This window comes from Vreelandella azerica, from assembly GCF_013112225.1.
GTDB lineage: Bacteria > Pseudomonadota > Gammaproteobacteria > Pseudomonadales > Halomonadaceae > Vreelandella > Vreelandella azerica.
Window position 1 is genome coordinate 429,610 of record NZ_JABFHI010000004.1, and the last position, 16,284, is coordinate 445,893.

The following is a 16,284-nucleotide window of genomic DNA, read 5'->3' on the forward strand; positions in this document are numbered from 1 at the left end:
GATTTTTTGTTCAGTGAGTGATTACCATGTTCATTCGACACCGATGGTTATTGTGCCTGCTCCCCATCACCTTAGTAGGTGTTTTACTTCCCGGTGTGCAAACCTTTGCACAACCCACTAACCGGGCTGAAATTGAGGCACGGATCAACGCCTTGAACAACGAGCTGGAAGTCCTCCAGCAGGAACTTGAAAGCTGGCCAGACACCTCCGCCTCAAACGTTGGAGACGACAATGCCTTTGAGGATAATATATTTGAAGGTTCTGCCATTTTGCAGCCCCCTTGCCACCCCAGGCAATCGCCATTGAAGATCTGAATGAACGGCGCGACCTGGAGCAGGCTTCCAACCGCAATCCTTTCGCAATCACTACCCACCGTACCAACTATCTTCTGCCGGTAAGCTACAACAGTGAACCTAACCGTGAAAGTTTTGCACAAATCGACCCGGACGATGAACCAAACAACACAGAGCTTAAATTTCAACTAAGTGTCAAGGTCGGCCTTGCCACCGGGCTATTTGCCCACTATGGGGATCTTTACTTTGGCTACTCACAGCGAAGCTGGTGGCAGGCCTACAATACGGAAGCCTCATCACCCTTTCGCGAAACCAATTACGAACCGGAACTGTTTGTCGACTTCGATAGTGCCTGGGAAGTGCTCGGATGGGTGAATACCCGCAACCGAGTTTCTCTTAACCACGAATCCAACGGGCGCTCGGGCGAACTGTCACGTAGCTGGAACAGACTCTATGCCGAAAGTACCTTCCAGCGTGGCGATTGGGCGTTTGTCGTTGCCCCCACTGGCGCGTGCCTGAAACAAAAGATGAGGACGACAATCCGGATATACAGCGTTATATGGGCTATGGCGACCTACGCCTGGCCAAACGCCTGAACAACGACCACGAAGTGATCGCCCAATGGCGGGGAAACCCGAATGCGGGAAATCATGGCACCCAGATTGATTATAGCTGGCCGGTGTTCAACAGCCTGCGCGCCCATGTCCAGTATTATTACGGGTACGGTGAAAGCCTGATTGATTACGACCACCGGGTACACCGTTTAAGCCTTGGCTTCAGTCTGAACCCACTGTTCACCCCCAGCGGGCTGAACCGATAAGCGCCTAGGTTGTCACATTGCCTGAAGATGCTATCCTGAAGTTATCAGTTAAAGCTATCTTCATTAAACTAAAGGAATATTTTTATGAGCCAGCATTCATCCAAGTACGCTGATCAGTCTGAACAGCTTAAAGCTGACTTGCGCCATCTTACCGACACCGTTGAAGAGCTGGTTAATGCCACCTCTGAAGATGCCAGCTCGGAAATGCGTGACCTGCGTAGCCGCGCCGAACGTAGCCTGAAAGATACCCGGGCGCGCCTTGAAGCACGTGGCGAGCAACTCTATACCGGCACCCGCGACGTACTGACCGACCAAGCCGACAGCTGCGACCGCTATGTACGTGAAAACCCCTGGGCCAGCATTGGCATTGGCGCCGCAGCTGGTTTGTTGGTAGGTCTAATGCTCGGACGTAAGTAAATGTCTTCAGGGCCAGCCCAACGCACCCTGGATGCCGCCAGACGCCTGTTAAAAACACTTTTCGCCAATGGCGAGACGCGTTTGCGTCTGGCGGTGCTGGAACTTGAAGAAGAACGTGCGCGCTTGCTCGGCTTGATGCTACTAGTAGGGGCAAGCCTGGTGCTTCTGCTTCTCGGTGTTGCAACGCTTACCGCACTGGTGGTGATTATTTTCTGGGATAGCTACCGGATTGCGGCCATTGCTATTAGCTCAGGCGTGCTGATTGCAACAAGCCTGCTGCTTTCCCTGATTGCGATGCGCAAAGCAAGACGGCATACGCTGTTCAAGGAAACCTTGAAACAATTCGCCACCGACCGTGCCCTGCTGGAGCTTGAACAGGATGCCAACGCCGAACACAAGCGCTGAAAAAACACCGAATAAGCAACTGTCACGGCGCGAACGCAAGCAGGCACTGCTGCAGACTCTTGAACAGCAGCGTATCGACATGATGGTGGACAGCTTGCGCCTTAATAGAGCTGCTGCACCCATTGATGCGACCTGGCAACAGCTGATTCGCTTCAAAAAGCCGCTCTACCTGCTCGGCGGACTTATTGCCTGGAAGCTGGCACGCAAACCCGGCCGACTAATGCAGCTGGGTAAAAAAGCCATTTCAGGCTATGTCGTTGCCAAAAGAGTACGCCAACTGACACGCTGACCGCCAACTTAACACGCCTGCCCACAGGCAACACCGCTCGCCCACGCCCACTGGAAGTTGTATCCCCCAGTTCTCCGGTAACGTCCAGCACTTCGCCAATAAAGCGCAGCTGCGGCAGCCCTTTGACGCTGAAATCCCGTGATGAAATATACTCGGTGGATACACCGCCCAACGTCACCTCAGCGGTTCGCCAACCTTCGGTCGCGGTAGGCTTGAGCTGCCAATCGTTAAGCCGTTGTGCCCACTCATCCAGCTGGGCATTGCTGTATTGGGCCAGCGGCGTTTCGTTAGCATCATCGCCATACCATTCAGTTAACGCCTGGGCCACACGCTTGGGGAAACGCTCCCCCAGCCAGGTCTGCAATTTGCGTCTGGGTGTCTGTTCACGGGCTGAGCGCAAGCTGGTGGCGACATCTTCATCAGGCAACAGATTAATGCGTAGCGCTTCGCCGGACTCCCAAAGCGACGAAATCTGCAGCATGGCTGGCCCCGAAATACCGCGATGGGTAAACAGCATCGGCTCCTTGAAATAACCGCCGCCGCATTCCACGGCCACCTCCAGGCTGACACCCGAAAGCGCTGCACAACGGGTTTTCCAGGGCTCACCCAAAGTAAAGGGCACCAGCGCTGGCCGGGTGGGAAGCACTTCCAGGCCGAACTGACGGGCAATGTCATAACCAAACCCCGTCGCGCCCATGGTCGGAATCGATAAACCTCCTGTAGCCACCACCACCACACCGGCTTCGATACGCCCCAGTGAGGTATCCAGGCAGATGCCCTCCCCTTGAGGCTCCAAGCGATGTATCTGAGTTTTAAGCTGGATATCCACGCCCGCCCATTGCGCTTCGGTTAACAGCAGCTGAACGATATCCTTGGCAGAGGAGGCACAAAACAGCTGCCCTGGTGCTTTTTCAACGTAGTCAACGCCATGGCGTTCCACCAGTTCGACAAAATGTTCCGGCCGGTAACGCTTTAGGGCGGAAATACTGAAATAAGGATTTTGCGAATAGAAATGCTGTGGTGTGGTGGCCAGGTTGGTAAAGTTACAGCGCCCGCCACCGGACATGAGGATTTTCTTGCCCGCTTTATTGGCATGATCCAGCAGTGCCACGCGCCGACCGGCATAACCTGCCTGAGCAGCGCACATCAAACCTGCCGCACCGGCACCGATAACGACAACATCGTAGGTCATGGCAACATGGCCCATGGTCAGCCTTCCCATTGGTTAAAGGGTAAAAAGCAGATTCGATAGCCAGCTCAACAGCTGACAGATATTTGGCGGCTAGCCTACCAGTTGGCTTGGAATCTCACCAGCGTCAGACTGCTCAATAACCGCACGACACCCTGACCTGATGCATAGGATAGGGGAAGTCGACGAGGCGGCTGAAATGTACATCAATCCATAAATGGTATAACTTATGTACAATATATTCTTTTTTTGATGTGCACATCACCTCAAGTGATCACTCAAGCACAACGAAAGCGCTTTATTATCAATATTTAACTTTATTACCCAGAGTGCCATGATGATTATGACGTGTTTTCCATTTCAGCCCAGATGGCGGCTTATCGATAAATCGCCTTCACTGGTATCGCGAATCAGGGTGCTATGCATTTCTTTGCTTGCCCTGACAGTCATGAGTATCCAGGCCACCTGGGCGCAGCAGCCACCGCCGCCGGTTATTGCCGCCAGGGTCGCCGTAATTGACTGGACAGATCCAATCAAGGCGCTCGGCACCTTGGAAGCCGATGAAAGCATTACCCTGTCAGCGACAGTGACCGATACCGTTACGCAGATCAATTTCAGCGATGGCGAGCTGGTAGAAGCCGGTCAGCTGCTTATCCAGCTGAACGATACCGAAGAACAGGCCCAGCTCAGAGCGGCCAGAGCCCTGCAGGATGAGCGTCGCAATGCCCTTAATCGCGTCACCCAGCTGCAGGAGCGTAACCTGTCTGCCCGTGCCGATGTGGAAGACAATCAGGCACGTCTGCGCCAGGCGTCCGCTGAAGCAGATGCCCTGGAAGCGCGCTTGACCAACTACCGGCTGACTGCCCCCTTTGACGGGCGCGTCGGGTTCAGGGACATCAGCCTGGGGGCCCTGGTCACGCCCGGCATGTCACTGGTCACCCTGGATAAGCTGGATATCATGCAGCTCGATTTCAACCTCCCTGAGGTCTACCTGGGTCAGCTGGAAGCCGGTTTGTCGCTGACCGCCACCAGCGCCGCTTACCCTGATAACGAATTTAAAGGTGAAGTGGCCACCATCGGCACCCGGGTTGACCCGGTCTCGCGTAGCGTAACGGTGCGCGCCGAAGTGGATAACCCTTCGCTGCATTTACGCCCCGGTATGCTGATGCAGGTCACCCTGGCCCCTACTAGCCGGGAAGCCCTGGTGATTCCTGAATCTGCCATTGTCCCGGAGGGCCAGAACCACTTTGTCTGGCAGCTGGATGAAGCCGATAGCAACCGGGTCAGCTGGCAGGAAGTCGAGATCGGCTCGCGACGCGAAGGCGAAGTCGAGATCATCAGCGGGCTGGACGGCGGTGATCTGGTCGTCGCCCACGGCACAGAGCGGGTGCGTGAAGGTCAGCAGCCTGAGCTTCTGGGCATCATGGATGACAGCACCAGCATTGCCGAACTGCTGCGCCGTGAGGAGTCGCGCTGATGGTTATCTCTGACCTTTCTGTCCAGCGGCCGGTACTGGCCACCGTACTGGCGGCACTGATTGTCGCTTTCGGCCTGCTTGCCCTCGAGCGCCTGCCGCTGCAGGAATATCCGTCCATTGATCCACCGGTGGTGGGCATTGATACCCGCTACCCCGGCGCCTCGGCCAGTATTGTCGAGACGCGCATCACTCAACTGCTGGAAGATCGTATCTCGGGAGTGGAAGGCATTGAGGTCATTTCCTCAAGCAGTGAGGACGGCCGCTCAAGCATCAACGTTGAATTCAGCCTTGATATGGATATCGATGCCGCCGCCAATGATATCCGCGACCGGATTTCCGGCTCACTGGATAACCTCCCTGAAGAAGCCGACCCACCGGAAGTTCAGAAAGCTGATTCAAGCTCTGATGTGGTGCTGTGGATGAGTCTATCGGGCGAGAACTACAGCATGGCGGAGCTGACCGATTACGCTGACCGCTATCTGGTGGACAGCCTTTCGGTTCTCCCCGGCGTATCTCAAGTACGTATTGGTGGCGGGCGAGAATACGCCATGCGGGTCTGGCTGGATGCTGATGCCCTGTCGGCTCGCGAGCTCACCGTGGGCGATGTGGAACAGGTTCTGCGGGAGGAAAACGTAGAGCTACCCGGTGGTGCAGTGGAATCTCAGGAGCGCCAGTTTATTGTCCGCCTGCCACGTAACTTCAGCACCCCGGAAGACTTTCGTTCTCTGGTACTGGCAGAAAGCGATAGCGGCTACCTGATTCGCCTGGATGATGTGGCGCGGGTGGAAATAGGCTCTGTAGAGGAAAGGACCATTTTTCGCGGTAACGGCACACCGCTGGTCGGGCTTGGGCTGATGAAGCAGTCAACCGCCAATGTGCTGGAAATTTCCCAGGGTGCCCAGGCTGAGATGGAACGCCTTCAGGCCACCCTGCCGGATGATATGTCACTTAGCCTGAACTTTGATGCATCGGTGTTTGTATCCGGTGCCATCAAGGAGGTAATGATCACCCTATTTGTGTCCATGGGCCTGGTGGTGATCGTGATCTTTGCCTTTCTGGGTAACATCCGTACCACTTTTATCCCGGCGATCACGGTTCCCATTGCCTTGATTGGCACCTTTGCCGCCCTGGCAGTCATGGGGTTCACGATCAATCTGCTAACCCTACTCGCACTGGTATTAGCCATCGGCCTGATCGTTGATGATGCGATTGTAGTACTGGAAAATATCCATCGACGCATGCAGGAATACGGTGAGACCCCTCTAGTCGCTGCCTTTCGTGGTTCGCGCCAGATTGCCTTTGCGGTTGTGGCGACGACTCTGGTACTGATTGCCGTCTTTGTACCTTTAAGCTTCCTGCAGGGGGACATTGGCCGCCTGTTCTCGGAATTCGCCCTCACCCTGGCCGCCGCCGTGGCGCTATCCAGCGTGCTGGCGCTGACCCTGACGCCGATGATGGCGTCGAAAATCCTCAGCGCCGATATGCACGAAAGCCCTATTGCCAGAGCCATTCACGCGACTCTGGATGCAGCACGCCGCACCTATCGGCGTATGTTGACAGGCGTATTAACCCTGCGCTGGCTGGTGGTCGTGGCTTTTTTGCGCTGGTGGGCGCCATGCTATGGCTCAACGAACAGCTGCCCAATGAATATACCCCTCAGGAGGATCGTGGTAACTTTTTTGTCATCGTTAATGGTCCACCTGGCGCGACCTATTCCTATATGCTCGATTACATGGATGAAATCGAAGCGCGCATGCTACCCATGTTGGACGATGGCGAGGTCGAGCGGGTGCTGGTGCGGGCACCCCGCGGCTGGGGCAATATTGAAAATTTCAATGGCGGTTTCGTCATCGTCAACCTCGCCGATTGGGATGAGCGGCGTAGCGCCTGGCCCATCATGCAGGAGGTCCGTGAGTTGCTGAGTGACTTACCCGGCATCAGAGCTTTCCCGGTAATGCGACAGGGCTTTGGCGGCAGAACGGAAAAGCCGGTCCAGTTTGTACTCGGCGGGGGTACCTATGAGCAGCTTGCCGAGTGGCGCGACACCCTGATTGCGCATATTGAAGACGACAACCCAAAACTGACCAGAATTGACAGCGATTTCGAGGAAAGTCAGCCTCAGCTCAGGGTAGATATCGACTATACACGGGCAGCTGCGCTGGGCGTCACTATCACCGAAATTGGTCGCACCCTAGAAACTCTGCTCGGCGGGCGCAGCGTTACCCGCTATGTAGATGACGGCCAGGAATATGATGTGATTCTTGAAGCTGAAAGTGGTGCCAATCCAAGTCCTCGTTCGCTGGAAAATATCCGGGTACGCTCGGCGCGTTCAGGCGAGCTGATTCCGCTTGCCAGCCTGGTTACCCTGACCGACTTTGCCGGCCCCAGTAACCTCAACCGCTTCAATCGCTTGCGTGCCGTCACCATAGAAGCTGATCTGGTGGATGGCTACCCGCTGGGTGAAGCGCTGGAATACCTTAATAATGCCGTCAGCGAGGTACTGCCTGCCGAGGCTCAGACAGATGTCAAAGGGGCTTCCCGGGATTATCAGGAAGCCAGTGGCGCGACAACCTTCCTGCTGGCCCTGGGCGTACTGGTGGTCTTCCTAGTACTCGCCGGGCAGTTTGAAAGCTTCGTCCACCCTTTCGTGATCATGCTGACAGTTCCACTGGCGATTAGCGGGGCGCTGTTTGCCCTATACCTCACCGGGCAGTCGCTGAACATCTATAGCCAGGTGGGGTTGGTCATGTTGATTGGTCTTGCGGCCAAGAACGGCATCCTGATTGTGGAATTCACCAATCAGTTGCGCGACCAGGGCTTTGAATTCAGAGACGCGCTGATTGACGCTTCCACCACGCGCCTGCGGCCGATACTGATGACTGCCATCACCACCATGGCGGGCGCCATACCGCTGATTATTTCTACCGGCCCAGGGGCTGAATCGCGCCTGGTGATCGGTACTGTCATTATGGCGGGGGTTGGCGCGGCGACACTATTTACTCTCTTTGTGGTGCCGGTTGCCTATGACCTGCTGGCACGCCGCACCAGTTCACCCAAGGCCATCAGCCATCAGCTGGAGCGCGAACTGGCCAGCTCCCAGGAAGGGAACCACTAACATGCCATAAGCAAAACACCGCCCCACTTTTCAGTGGGGCGGTGTTTTCAGAGGGGCGTAACAAGGTTCAGTCAGACTAGCAGTCGCCGAGGCGCTCACCTTCGATGCGCGTTTTCATGGTCATGGCGCCCATGGGCGATTCAGCCACGATATCCACGTCGCCCTCGATCTGTTCGCCCATAAAGCGCATTTCACCCTCGATGGTGGCTTCTCCACCATCAGCGCGGCAAATCATACTGTAGGTCAAACCGTCGGCGTTCATGGTCTGATCAAGCAGCTCGCAATCTTGCTCTTCTTCAATAAACCCAAAATCAGCGCTATCAAGTTCTTCCTGGCTGATGCATTGGCGCTCGGTATTGGTCTGGTCAGGAATATCAACGTCTGCGATCACTTCAGCAGTCACGCTGACAAACTCCCATTCACCTGGCGTCACATTAGGCGATTCCGCCTGGGCCGCCAAAGGGAGCGTCAAAGCCGCTGCGGCCAAAAAGATACGAAAAGACATGTTATCCTCACTGTGTTAAATGATGTTAGTAAGTCATCGTAACCGATTCGGCGTCAAGATGCGCCCCCGCCATCATCGTTGGCTATACTTCTATCCAAGCCTGTCCCAACTATCCAAGGAGGCCTTATGGTCGATGATGCGCTAATCTCGTATGAGATTGACTGCCCTTACTGCGCCACACCCATGACACTTTTGATTGATGCCTCTCAAGGTAGCCACACCACCTGGGAAGATTGCCAGCGATGCTGCGCTCCCATCCAGCTGGAGGTAACCGTATCCCCGGTTTCCGGCGAACTTGAACAGATACGCTACGGGCGCGATGACGACGTGCTTTAATCGCACGGAGTTATTGGCTTTCAGCTTCCTGCAGCGCCAGACGACGTTTTTTCTCCTTGCGATGCATCAACCACCAGGCAATCAGGGTCGCCACCGATACTGCCAGGATAATTAAGGTAGCCAGGGCGTTAATTTTCGGGGATACCCCCATGCGTACCGATGAAAACACCACCATGGGCAGCGTATTGGCACCCGGGCCGGACACGAAGCTTGCAATCACCAGGTCATCCAGCGACAGGGTAAACGCCAGCAGCCAGCCTGCCGCCAGGGCAGGTGAGATGACCGGCAGAGTAACGGTAAAGAAGGTTTTCAGCGGCGGCGAGCCCAGATCCATCGCCGCCTCTTCAATCGAACGGTCAATTTCACGCAGACGGGCTGCGACTACCACCGCCACATAGGCGCTACAGAAGGTAGTGTGAGCGATCCAAATGGTGGCCATCCCGCGATCCGTCGGCCAACCAATCAGCTGGGCCATCTGCACAAACAGCAGCAACAGCGAAAGCCCGGTAATCACTTCCGGCATCACCAGAGGCGCCGTGACCATACTGGAAAGCGCTGTTTTGCCGCGAAACTTGCCAAAGCGCGTCATTACAAAGGCTGCGACTGTTCCCAGACATACCGCCATGCTGGCCGCCAGGAAAGCAATCCGCAGGCTCGTCCACACTGCCGAGAGAATCTGCCTGTCAGCAAACAGCTCGCCATACCACTTGGGCGAAAACCCGGCCCAGACGGTCACCAGTTGGGATTCATTGAATGAATACACCACCAGCACCCCCATGGGCAGGTACAGAAAAAGCAACCCCAACACCAGCATGACGGTCGTAAAGTCCGGGCGTCTATATAGCAGCCTCATTTTTCCAACTCCCGCGACTGGTAGCGATGAAACATGACAATCGGAATCAGCAGCAGCAACAGCATCACCATCGCCAGGGCGGAGGCAACAGGCCAATCACGGTTGAGGAAGAACTCTTCCCACAGCACCTTGCCGATCATTAGCGTATCCGGGCCGCCCAACAGCTCAGGAATCACAAACTCCCCTACCGCAGGAATGAATACCAGCATGGAGCCGGCAATAATGCCGCCAGTTGAAAGCGGCAGCGTAATCTTGATGAAGGTGTTAAATTTACGCGACCCTAGGTCAGAAGCGGCTTCCAGTAACGCATTGTCCAGCCGGGCAAGGTGGGCATAGAGCGGCAACACCATAAACGGCAGATAGGCGTAAACGATGCCGATAATCACCGCCAGCTGGGTATTCATCATTTGCAGCGGGGTTTCAATCACGCCCAACCACAGCAAGGTGTTATTGATCAGGCCTGAGTTACTCAAGATCCCCATCCAGGCATACACACGGATCAGAAAAGACGTCCAGGACGGCAGCATGACCAGCAGCAGCAGAATCAGCTGCCAGCGCGCGGAAGCACGTGCCATGGCGTAGGCCATGGGGTAACCCAGCAACAGACACGCCAGGGTGGCCACAAAGGCTGTCTTGATCGAGCCCCAGTAGGCCGCGATATAAAGTGAGTCACTGAGCAGAAAAAGATAATTGCCCAGATTGAGGAAAACCTGCAGCGTCTGATCAGCATATTCGACCAGCGGGCCATAAGGAGGAATACTGATCGCCGCTTCGGATAGGCTGATTTTCAACACCAGCGCGAAGGGCATCAGAAAAAACAGCGTCAGCCACACAAGCGGCAGCGCAATGACCGCACGACGCCCCAGTTTTAACCGCTTGAGCCAGGTTTTGATTGGCTGCATGCCGTTGCTCCTCCCTAGCGGTTCAACACAATCGGGCTGTGGTCTTCCCAATAGACGTAGACAGCGTCTTCCCAGGTAGGACGGTCACCGCGACGCTTGGTATTGGCCATGCTGACCTTGATCAGCTGGCCCAGATGAGTGCGGATGTAATACAGCGAAAAACCGCCCAGGTAGGCAATGTCTTCTACCACGCCCTGCTCCCAGTTGTAGTCACCTTCGGGCTTATCGCGGGTCAGCCAGATCTTTTCCGGTCGCAGCGCTGCCCACACCCGCAGGTTGTCTGCCTGGGTGGTAATCCCATGATCTATAAACACGGGCCGCTCAAGCACGGGTGAATCAATCCGGCAATGGTCAGCCGCATCCATGGCAATCTCACCTTCGAACATATTTACCGTGCCGACAAACTCAGCAACCATACGGCTTGCTGGGCTTTCGTAGATATCCACCGGCGATCCCACCTGTTCAATCCAGCCATCGCTCATAATCGCCACGCGATCCGCCATGGTCATGGCTTCTTCCTGATCGTGGGTAACCATGATGCAGGTCACCCCGACCTGCTCAATGATTTCCACCACTTCCAGCTGCATTTCAGTGCGCAGCTTTTATCCAGCGCCCCCATGGGTTCATCCAGCAGCAACAGCTTGGGGCGCTTGGCTAACGAACGCGCCAGCGCCACCCGCTGGCGCTGGCCGCCGGAAAGCTGGTGGGGTTTGCGCTTGGCAAAGCGCTGCATATGAACCAGCTTGAGCATGTGCGCTACGCGTTCATCCACCTCCTGCTTGGGCAAGCGATCCTGCTTCAGGCCGAAGGCAATATTCTGGGCAACGCTGAGATGCGGGAATAGTGCATAGGACTGGAACATCATGTTGATCGGGCGCTTGTGCGGCGGCATCTGGGTAATGTCCGTGCCATCCAGCACGATGCGCCCTTCACTGGGTGCTTCAAACCCGGCCAGCATGCGCAGCAGGGTCGATTTTCCAGACCCGGAGCCCCCAGCAAGGCAAAGATCTCCCCGTTTGACCTGCAGATTGACATCATCCACCGCCACGGCATCATCAAAACGCTTGCTGAGCCGGTTGACCTTAAGGACGATATCTTCACGAAAGCGCGGCGCTTTGCCCGGCGCACGCTGGGCGGCTGGAGACGTGTTCGTTAATCCCGCACTTTCGTCCGGCAAGGGTGTTGTGGCCATGCCTACTCCCCCAATCGTGCCATCCAGGCCAAGCCAGCATGGCACTCAAACTGAAAGCGGGCTTTTCAGCCCGCCGCGATCGACATCAGAGATAACAGCACCCAGGAAACAAATATCCGAGGTGACGCATGACAGATTAACGCCCGGATTTCACCCGGTTCCAGATACGCGTACGCGCACGCTGAACGTCCTGCGGTTTTTCAGCAATGACATACAGGTTTTCCATCACCTCGTCGCTGGGGTAAATCGCACGGTCGTTAAGAATGTCTTCCGGCAGGAATTCATCCGCTGCCGCATTGGGGTTGGCGTAGCGGACATACTCGGTAATTTCTGCGGCAATCTCGGGTTCGAGAATAAAGTTGATAAAGGCGTGGGCATTGCCAGGATTAGGCGCATCCGCCGGCACCGCCATCATGTCGAACCACAGCTCGGCGCCTTCCTTGGGGATGGAGTAGGCAATGGTAAAGTCACGACCGGCTTCTTCGGCGCGATCCGCCGCCTGGAAGACATCACCGGAATAACCAGCAGCCACACAGATATTGCCGTTTGCCAGGTCAGATACATAGCGGGAGGAGTGGAAGTAGGTCATGTTGTCACGCACGGAAGCAATCAGATCTCCTGCTGCCTGCAGGTCGTCCATGTCATTGCTGTGCGGGTCAAGACCCAGGTAGGCCAGCGCCGGTGTCAGCATTTCAGAGCCGGAATCCAGCATTGAAAGCCCGCAGCCCGCCTCGGCCAACTGGGTGGTAATATCGGCATCGAACAACAGCGCCCAGCTATCCAGCGGCGCATCGTCGCCAAGAATCTCGGTCACCCGATCCCGGTTATAGCCAATCCCGTTGGTGCCCCACATATACGGCACTGAGTAACGGCTGCCTTCATCGACCACATCAAGGTTCTGCAACAGCTGGCTATCAAGGTTATCCAGATTGGGCAGTTTGTCGTGATCCAGTTCCTGATAGACACCTGCCTTGATCTGACGGGTCAGGAAGTAGGTAGAGGGAACCACGACGTCATAACCTGAGCGCCCTGACAGCAGGGCAGCATCCAGCACTTCGTTGCTGTCAAACACGTCGTAGACAACGTCGATACCGGTCTGCTCGGTAAATTTATCCAATGTTTCCGGGGCAATGTAGTCTGACCAGTTGTACACCCGTACTTCATTAGCCTGGGCGGTGGCTGCCGCTGTGGCCAAGGTGGCGGCCACAACGGCTGCGGAAAGTTTTTGTAGATTACCCATCAAGACATCTCCTCTTGTGTCTCTTGTGTTCCGTGATGACCGCCAGATTCTGCGATGCTCTTATCCCTATCGCAAGTTTATGGCCAAAAATTCTCATGTTGGATACGTCAGGCAGACATGCTCAACGATTGCCACACGCCGGGCAGGCCGGATCGCGCGGCACCTGGAAATGGCGCCATTGGCCGCTCAGGCCATCAAAGGTGGCCAGGCCCTGGTGGGCACGGCCCGCGCCACTCAACAACTTGAACGCCTCCACCGCCTGAAAGCAGCCGATCAGCCCGACCAAGGGCGCCATCACGCCGCTTTCGGCACAGGGAAAGATGCTTCGTCGCCGCTGCCGTCGTCCGGATAAAGACAGGCGTAGCAGGGGCTATCGGGCAAACGTGGGTCAAATACCGCCAGCTGACCGGAAAAACGGATAGCCGCCCCGGAAACAAGCGGCACACCGGCGGCCAGGCAGGCAGTGTTGATTGCGTAGCGGCTGGAAAAGCGGTCGGTGCAGTCCAGCACCACATCGGCTGAGGCGGCCAGCGCCGCCAGCCGCTGCCTATCAGCATGTTCTTCCAGCGCCACGATCTGGCAGCCGGGGTTGACCGCCTGGGCACTTTGCGCCGCTGAAGCCGCCTTGTTGCGCCCCAGATCCGCCTGTTGATGGGCAATCTGACGCTGCAGGTTGGAAAGCTCAACCACATCCGCATCGACAATCGTTAACCTGCCGACGCCAGCCGCGGCGAGGTAGAGCGCCACGGGCGAGCCCAGGCCACCGGCGCCGATAATCAGCGCATGGGCGTCATTCAGCCGTTGCTGACCGTCGACCTCCACTTCCGGCAGCATGATCTGGCGGCTGTAACGTAATAGGGCCTGGTCATCCATCATCCTGGCGAACTCCTCTCCACAGGGCTTTAGTGCTTATCATCAAGCTCCTCAAGCTCGGGTATATGCAGGCTGAAGCTTTCTTTGACTTCTTCCATCACCACATAGCTCTTGGATTCCTTCACGCCCGGCAAGGTCAGCACCACATCGCCCAGCAGCTGACGATAAGCGGACATTTCGGAATGCGACATTTCAGGATGTAGTCAAACTGACCGGACACCAGATGGCATTCCTGAATTTGCGGCGCTGGACAGCGCGTCGAAATTCGTCAAACACTGCCGGTGACTGGGTTTCCAGGCTGATTTCAACAAACACCAGAAGATTGGCCTTCAACGCCTGAGGTCGAGCAGGGCCTGATGCGAATAATCCCCGAGCGTTCCAGGCGCTTGACCCGTTCCAGGCAGGGCGTGGTAGAAGGCCAACTTCAGATGCGCGCGTTTTCCGATCAACATAGGAAATGTTCGATTTCGTCAGCGCGTTTTCCTGTAGGCTCAACCCCGGCTGCAGATCGTTAGCGCAAAATCTTGCGAGCCGATGTGGTGCTGGATCAATACGGTCCAGCGTTCTGTTTTTGATTTCATGGCAAGGTTTGCCCGAAAGCCCCTGCACGGAACACTGACAAAGCGGCGTGAGGAGATGTCTTGATGGGTAATCTCTTCCTGCCGTGTGGCCGGCCAACGTTGGCCACTGCCTTCCAGCCACCACATAAACTTGCGATAGGGAATGAGCATCGCGAATCGGGTGTACAACTTGATGGTAATCTCGAACTGCCCCGGAAACATTGGATAAATTTACCGAGCAGACCGGTATCGACGTTGTCTACGACGTGTTTTGACAGCAAGTGCTGGATGCCCCTGCTGTCAGGGCGCTCAGGTTATGACGTCGTGGTTCCCTCCCTACCTACTTCTGACCCGTCAGATCAAAGGCGGGTGTCTATCAGGAACTGGATCACGACAAACTGCCCAATCTGGATAACCTTGATAGCCAGCTGTTGCAGAACCTTGATGTGGTCGATGAAGGCAGCCGTTACTCAGTGCCGTATATGTGGGGCACCAACGGGATTGGCTATAACCGGGATCGGGTGACCGAGATTCTTGGCGACGATGCGCCGCTGGATAGCTGGGCGCTGTTGTTCCGATGCCGATATTACCCCCAGTTGGCCGGGCGGGCTGCGGGCTTTCAATGCTGGTTCGGCTCTGAAATGCTGACACCGGCTGGCCTACCTGGGTCTTGACCCGCACAGCTTATGTGGACGACCTGCAGGAGCAGGACGTCTGATTGCTTCCGTGCGACCTACTCCACTCCTCCTGACCTGGCAACGGCAATATCTGTGTGGCTGCTGGTTATTCCGTGATGTCTTCGAGCGGATCGCGCCGAAGCCGGTCGTGACCATTGTCCCATCCCAAAGGAAGGCTGTGGTTCGACATGATGGCGGTGCCGGCGGATGCACCTAATCTGGCAATGCCACGCCTTTATCAGCTTTATTCTCGAACCCGAGATTGCCGCAGAAATTACCGAGTATGTCTACGCCAACCCCAATGCGGCAGCGGATGAATTCCTGCCGGAAGACATTCTTAACGACCGTGCGATTGCAACGACGATGGAGAAAAACGTGTGGCATTACGGACATTCGCTTCCTGTCTGGGGCAGGTCTGTCATGCTGTTTCGCGGTGCTGCCTCTCGATCATCGTCGCGGCGGAAAAACCCGCTTTGTTTGAGTGCCATGCTGGCTGACACGTTAACCTGGCCTGCCGGAGCTGAAAGTGCGGTTTCACCAGCACCGGGCTGCCTCATCTTTTCGTGATCTGCCGGCTCAGCAAGCGGACTGGTGCCCGTGGCGAGCCAGTTGTCGATGCGGAACAGAGCAGTCTTTTGCCCCTTTCCAGGTCTGAAATCGACCTGCTGCTATGCTATTTCGGGTTTGGCGCGGTGAGCATCGTGCTGGATGGCTGCAGTTCTATGCCGCATGATGTTCCAGTCTATGCACTTCAACCGCATCATTCCAGCGTTATCTTCGACTGGCTGAATCGCTGCCCCAAGCGGAAGGTGGTCAACGCGGCTAACGGTCATATGCGGCGCTTTTACCACATAAACCACCAGCTCCGGCGGCCAGCGCGGCGAGGTGGCACTGGCGTAGTTTCTTGTAAGCGCCCCAAGCTGTTGCGCGGATATAATTATGAAGCATCTTCAGATAAAAAGCTGCGCATAGCGGGTAATTGAAATCGTGAGCAGGTCGCCGTAGAACGCGATCAGAAAGCCTGTTACATGGCAGATCGGCATTATGGCGATAACAGATTAGGATCGCCGGTATTCTACAGCCAGCAAGCTTTCCGTATGTTCAGCTGTCATCGTGTTCACAGGCTGAGATTGCCATGGAT

General features: G+C 55.9%; 12 protein-coding genes and 6 pseudogenes. 10 read left to right on the top strand and 8 right to left on the bottom strand.

Features of this window, described 5'->3' with window-relative positions; translation table 11 throughout:
- Positions 1-95 precede the first annotated feature (95 nt).
- The 5 genes and pseudogenes from HLB35_RS18480 to HLB35_RS12105 all read left to right on the top strand — a co-directional run bounded on the left by HLB35_RS18480 (position 96) and on the right by HLB35_RS12105 (position 2,224).
- On the top strand, positions 96-314 hold the full coding sequence (locus tag HLB35_RS18480; protein WP_171702755.1) for a hypothetical protein: 219 nt from the start codon (positions 96-98) through the stop codon (positions 312-314).
- Positions 281-1,113 (top strand): annotated as a pseudogene (locus HLB35_RS12090) (phospholipase A). The gene HLB35_RS18480 and the pseudogene HLB35_RS12090 overlap by 34 nt, the downstream one beginning before the upstream one ends.
- 84 nt (positions 1,114-1,197) lie before the next feature.
- The gene (locus HLB35_RS12095) at positions 1,198-1,530 is read left to right on the top strand and encodes an ElaB/YgaM/YqjD family protein (protein ID WP_171702756.1); all 333 of its coding nucleotides are present in this window, start codon (positions 1,198-1,200) and stop codon (positions 1,528-1,530) included.
- A complete protein-coding gene (locus HLB35_RS12100) occupies positions 1,531-1,935 on the top strand; it encodes a phage holin family protein (protein WP_171702757.1) in 405 nt (134 codons plus the stop codon).
- Positions 1,936-2,017: 82 nt separating this feature from the next.
- The gene (locus HLB35_RS12105) at positions 2,018-2,224 is read left to right on the top strand and encodes a YqjK family protein (protein WP_235937165.1); all 207 of its coding nucleotides are present in this window, start codon (positions 2,018-2,020) and stop codon (positions 2,222-2,224) included.
- A gap of 8 nt (positions 2,225-2,232) precedes the next feature.
- Here the strand turns inward: HLB35_RS12105 and HLB35_RS12110 are convergent.
- Positions 2,233-3,416 (bottom strand): annotated as a pseudogene (locus HLB35_RS12110) (BaiN/RdsA family NAD(P)/FAD-dependent oxidoreductase).
- 445 nt (positions 3,417-3,861) lie between these two features.
- On the opposite strand from HLB35_RS12110, the gene HLB35_RS12115 reads away from it, so the two are divergent.
- Positions 3,862-4,890: an efflux RND transporter periplasmic adaptor subunit gene (locus HLB35_RS12115; protein WP_171702759.1), complete on the top strand. Its 1,029-nt coding sequence runs from the start codon at positions 3,862-3,864 to the stop codon at positions 4,888-4,890.
- A pseudogene (locus HLB35_RS12120) lies at positions 4,890-8,005 on the top strand (efflux RND transporter permease subunit). The gene HLB35_RS12115 and the pseudogene HLB35_RS12120 overlap by 1 nt, the downstream one beginning before the upstream one ends.
- A gap of 76 nt (positions 8,006-8,081) precedes the next feature.
- Here HLB35_RS12120 and HLB35_RS12125 read toward each other — a convergent pair.
- Positions 8,082-8,510 carry a DUF3617 domain-containing protein gene (locus tag HLB35_RS12125; protein WP_171702760.1) on the bottom strand — a complete coding sequence of 143 codons (429 nt, stop codon included), beginning with the start codon at positions 8,508-8,510 and terminating at the stop codon, positions 8,082-8,084.
- 126 nt (positions 8,511-8,636) lie between these two features.
- Between HLB35_RS12125 and HLB35_RS12130 the strand changes: the two genes are divergently transcribed.
- Positions 8,637-8,846, top strand: coding sequence for a zinc ribbon domain-containing protein (locus HLB35_RS12130; protein ID WP_171702761.1), 210 nt, complete (start codon positions 8,637-8,639; stop codon positions 8,844-8,846).
- Positions 8,847-8,856: 10 nt separating this feature from the next.
- Here HLB35_RS12130 and HLB35_RS12135 read toward each other — a convergent pair whose 3' ends face one another.
- From HLB35_RS12135 to HLB35_RS12160, 6 genes and pseudogenes are all read right to left on the bottom strand, one after another.
- Positions 8,857-9,699 (bottom strand): ABC transporter permease subunit, encoded by an 843-nt coding sequence (locus tag HLB35_RS12135; RefSeq protein WP_171702762.1) that lies wholly within the window; start codon positions 9,697-9,699, stop codon positions 8,857-8,859.
- Positions 9,696-10,601, bottom strand: a complete 906-nt coding sequence (locus tag HLB35_RS12140) for an ABC transporter permease subunit (RefSeq protein ID WP_171702763.1) — start codon at positions 10,599-10,601, stop codon at positions 9,696-9,698. The genes HLB35_RS12135 and HLB35_RS12140 overlap by 4 nt, the downstream gene beginning before the upstream one ends.
- A 14-nt stretch (positions 10,602-10,615) precedes the next feature.
- Positions 10,616-11,793: pseudogene (locus tag HLB35_RS12145) on the bottom strand (ABC transporter ATP-binding protein).
- Between the two features lie 136 nt (positions 11,794-11,929).
- The gene (locus HLB35_RS12150; RefSeq protein WP_171702764.1) at positions 11,930-13,033 is read right to left on the bottom strand and encodes a polyamine ABC transporter substrate-binding protein; all 1,104 of its coding nucleotides are present in this window, start codon (positions 13,031-13,033) and stop codon (positions 11,930-11,932) included.
- Positions 13,034-13,154: 121 nt separating this feature from the next.
- A pseudogene (locus tag HLB35_RS12155) lies at positions 13,155-13,909 on the bottom strand (HesA/MoeB/ThiF family protein).
- Between the two features lie 26 nt (positions 13,910-13,935).
- Positions 13,936-14,482: pseudogene (locus tag HLB35_RS12160) on the bottom strand (Lrp/AsnC ligand binding domain-containing protein).
- Positions 14,483-14,897: 415 nt separating this feature from the next.
- Here HLB35_RS12160 and HLB35_RS18485 point away from each other — a divergent pair.
- Positions 14,898-15,140, top strand: coding sequence for a hypothetical protein (locus tag HLB35_RS18485; protein WP_171702765.1), 243 nt, complete (start codon positions 14,898-14,900; stop codon positions 15,138-15,140).
- Positions 15,141-15,350: 210 nt separating this feature from the next.
- On the top strand, positions 15,351-15,710 hold the full coding sequence (locus HLB35_RS18490) for a hypothetical protein (RefSeq protein WP_328731749.1): 360 nt from the start codon (positions 15,351-15,353) through the stop codon (positions 15,708-15,710).
- The last annotated feature ends 574 nt before the right edge of the window (positions 15,711-16,284 follow it).

Excerpts from the sequence above, each read along its gene's own strand:
- HLB35_RS12095 (WP_171702756.1), top strand. The coding sequence starts at position 1,198 with ATGAGCCAGCATTCATCCAAGTACGCTGATCAGTCTGAACAGCTTAAA.
- HLB35_RS12100 (WP_171702757.1), top strand. The coding sequence starts at position 1,531 with ATGTCTTCAGGGCCAGCCCAACGCACCCTGGATGCCGCCAGACGCCTG.
- HLB35_RS12105 (WP_235937165.1), top strand. The coding sequence starts at position 2,018 with ATGGTGGACAGCTTGCGCCTTAATAGAGCTGCTGCACCCATTGATGCG.
- HLB35_RS12115 (WP_171702759.1), top strand. The coding sequence starts at position 3,862 with ATGAGTATCCAGGCCACCTGGGCGCAGCAGCCACCGCCGCCGGTTATT.
- HLB35_RS12125 (WP_171702760.1), bottom strand. The coding sequence starts at position 8,510 with ATGTCTTTTCGTATCTTTTTGGCCGCAGCGGCTTTGACGCTCCCTTTG.
- HLB35_RS12130 (WP_171702761.1), top strand. The coding sequence starts at position 8,637 with ATGGTCGATGATGCGCTAATCTCGTATGAGATTGACTGCCCTTACTGC.
- HLB35_RS12135 (WP_171702762.1), bottom strand. The coding sequence starts at position 9,699 with ATGAGGCTGCTATATAGACGCCCGGACTTTACGACCGTCATGCTGGTG.
- HLB35_RS12140 (WP_171702763.1), bottom strand. The coding sequence starts at position 10,601 with ATGCAGCCAATCAAAACCTGGCTCAAGCGGTTAAAACTGGGGCGTCGT.
- HLB35_RS12150 (WP_171702764.1), bottom strand. The coding sequence starts at position 13,033 with ATGGGTAATCTACAAAAACTTTCCGCAGCCGTTGTGGCCGCCACCTTG.
- HLB35_RS18490 (WP_328731749.1), top strand. The coding sequence starts at position 15,351 with ATGCACCTAATCTGGCAATGCCACGCCTTTATCAGCTTTATTCTCGAA.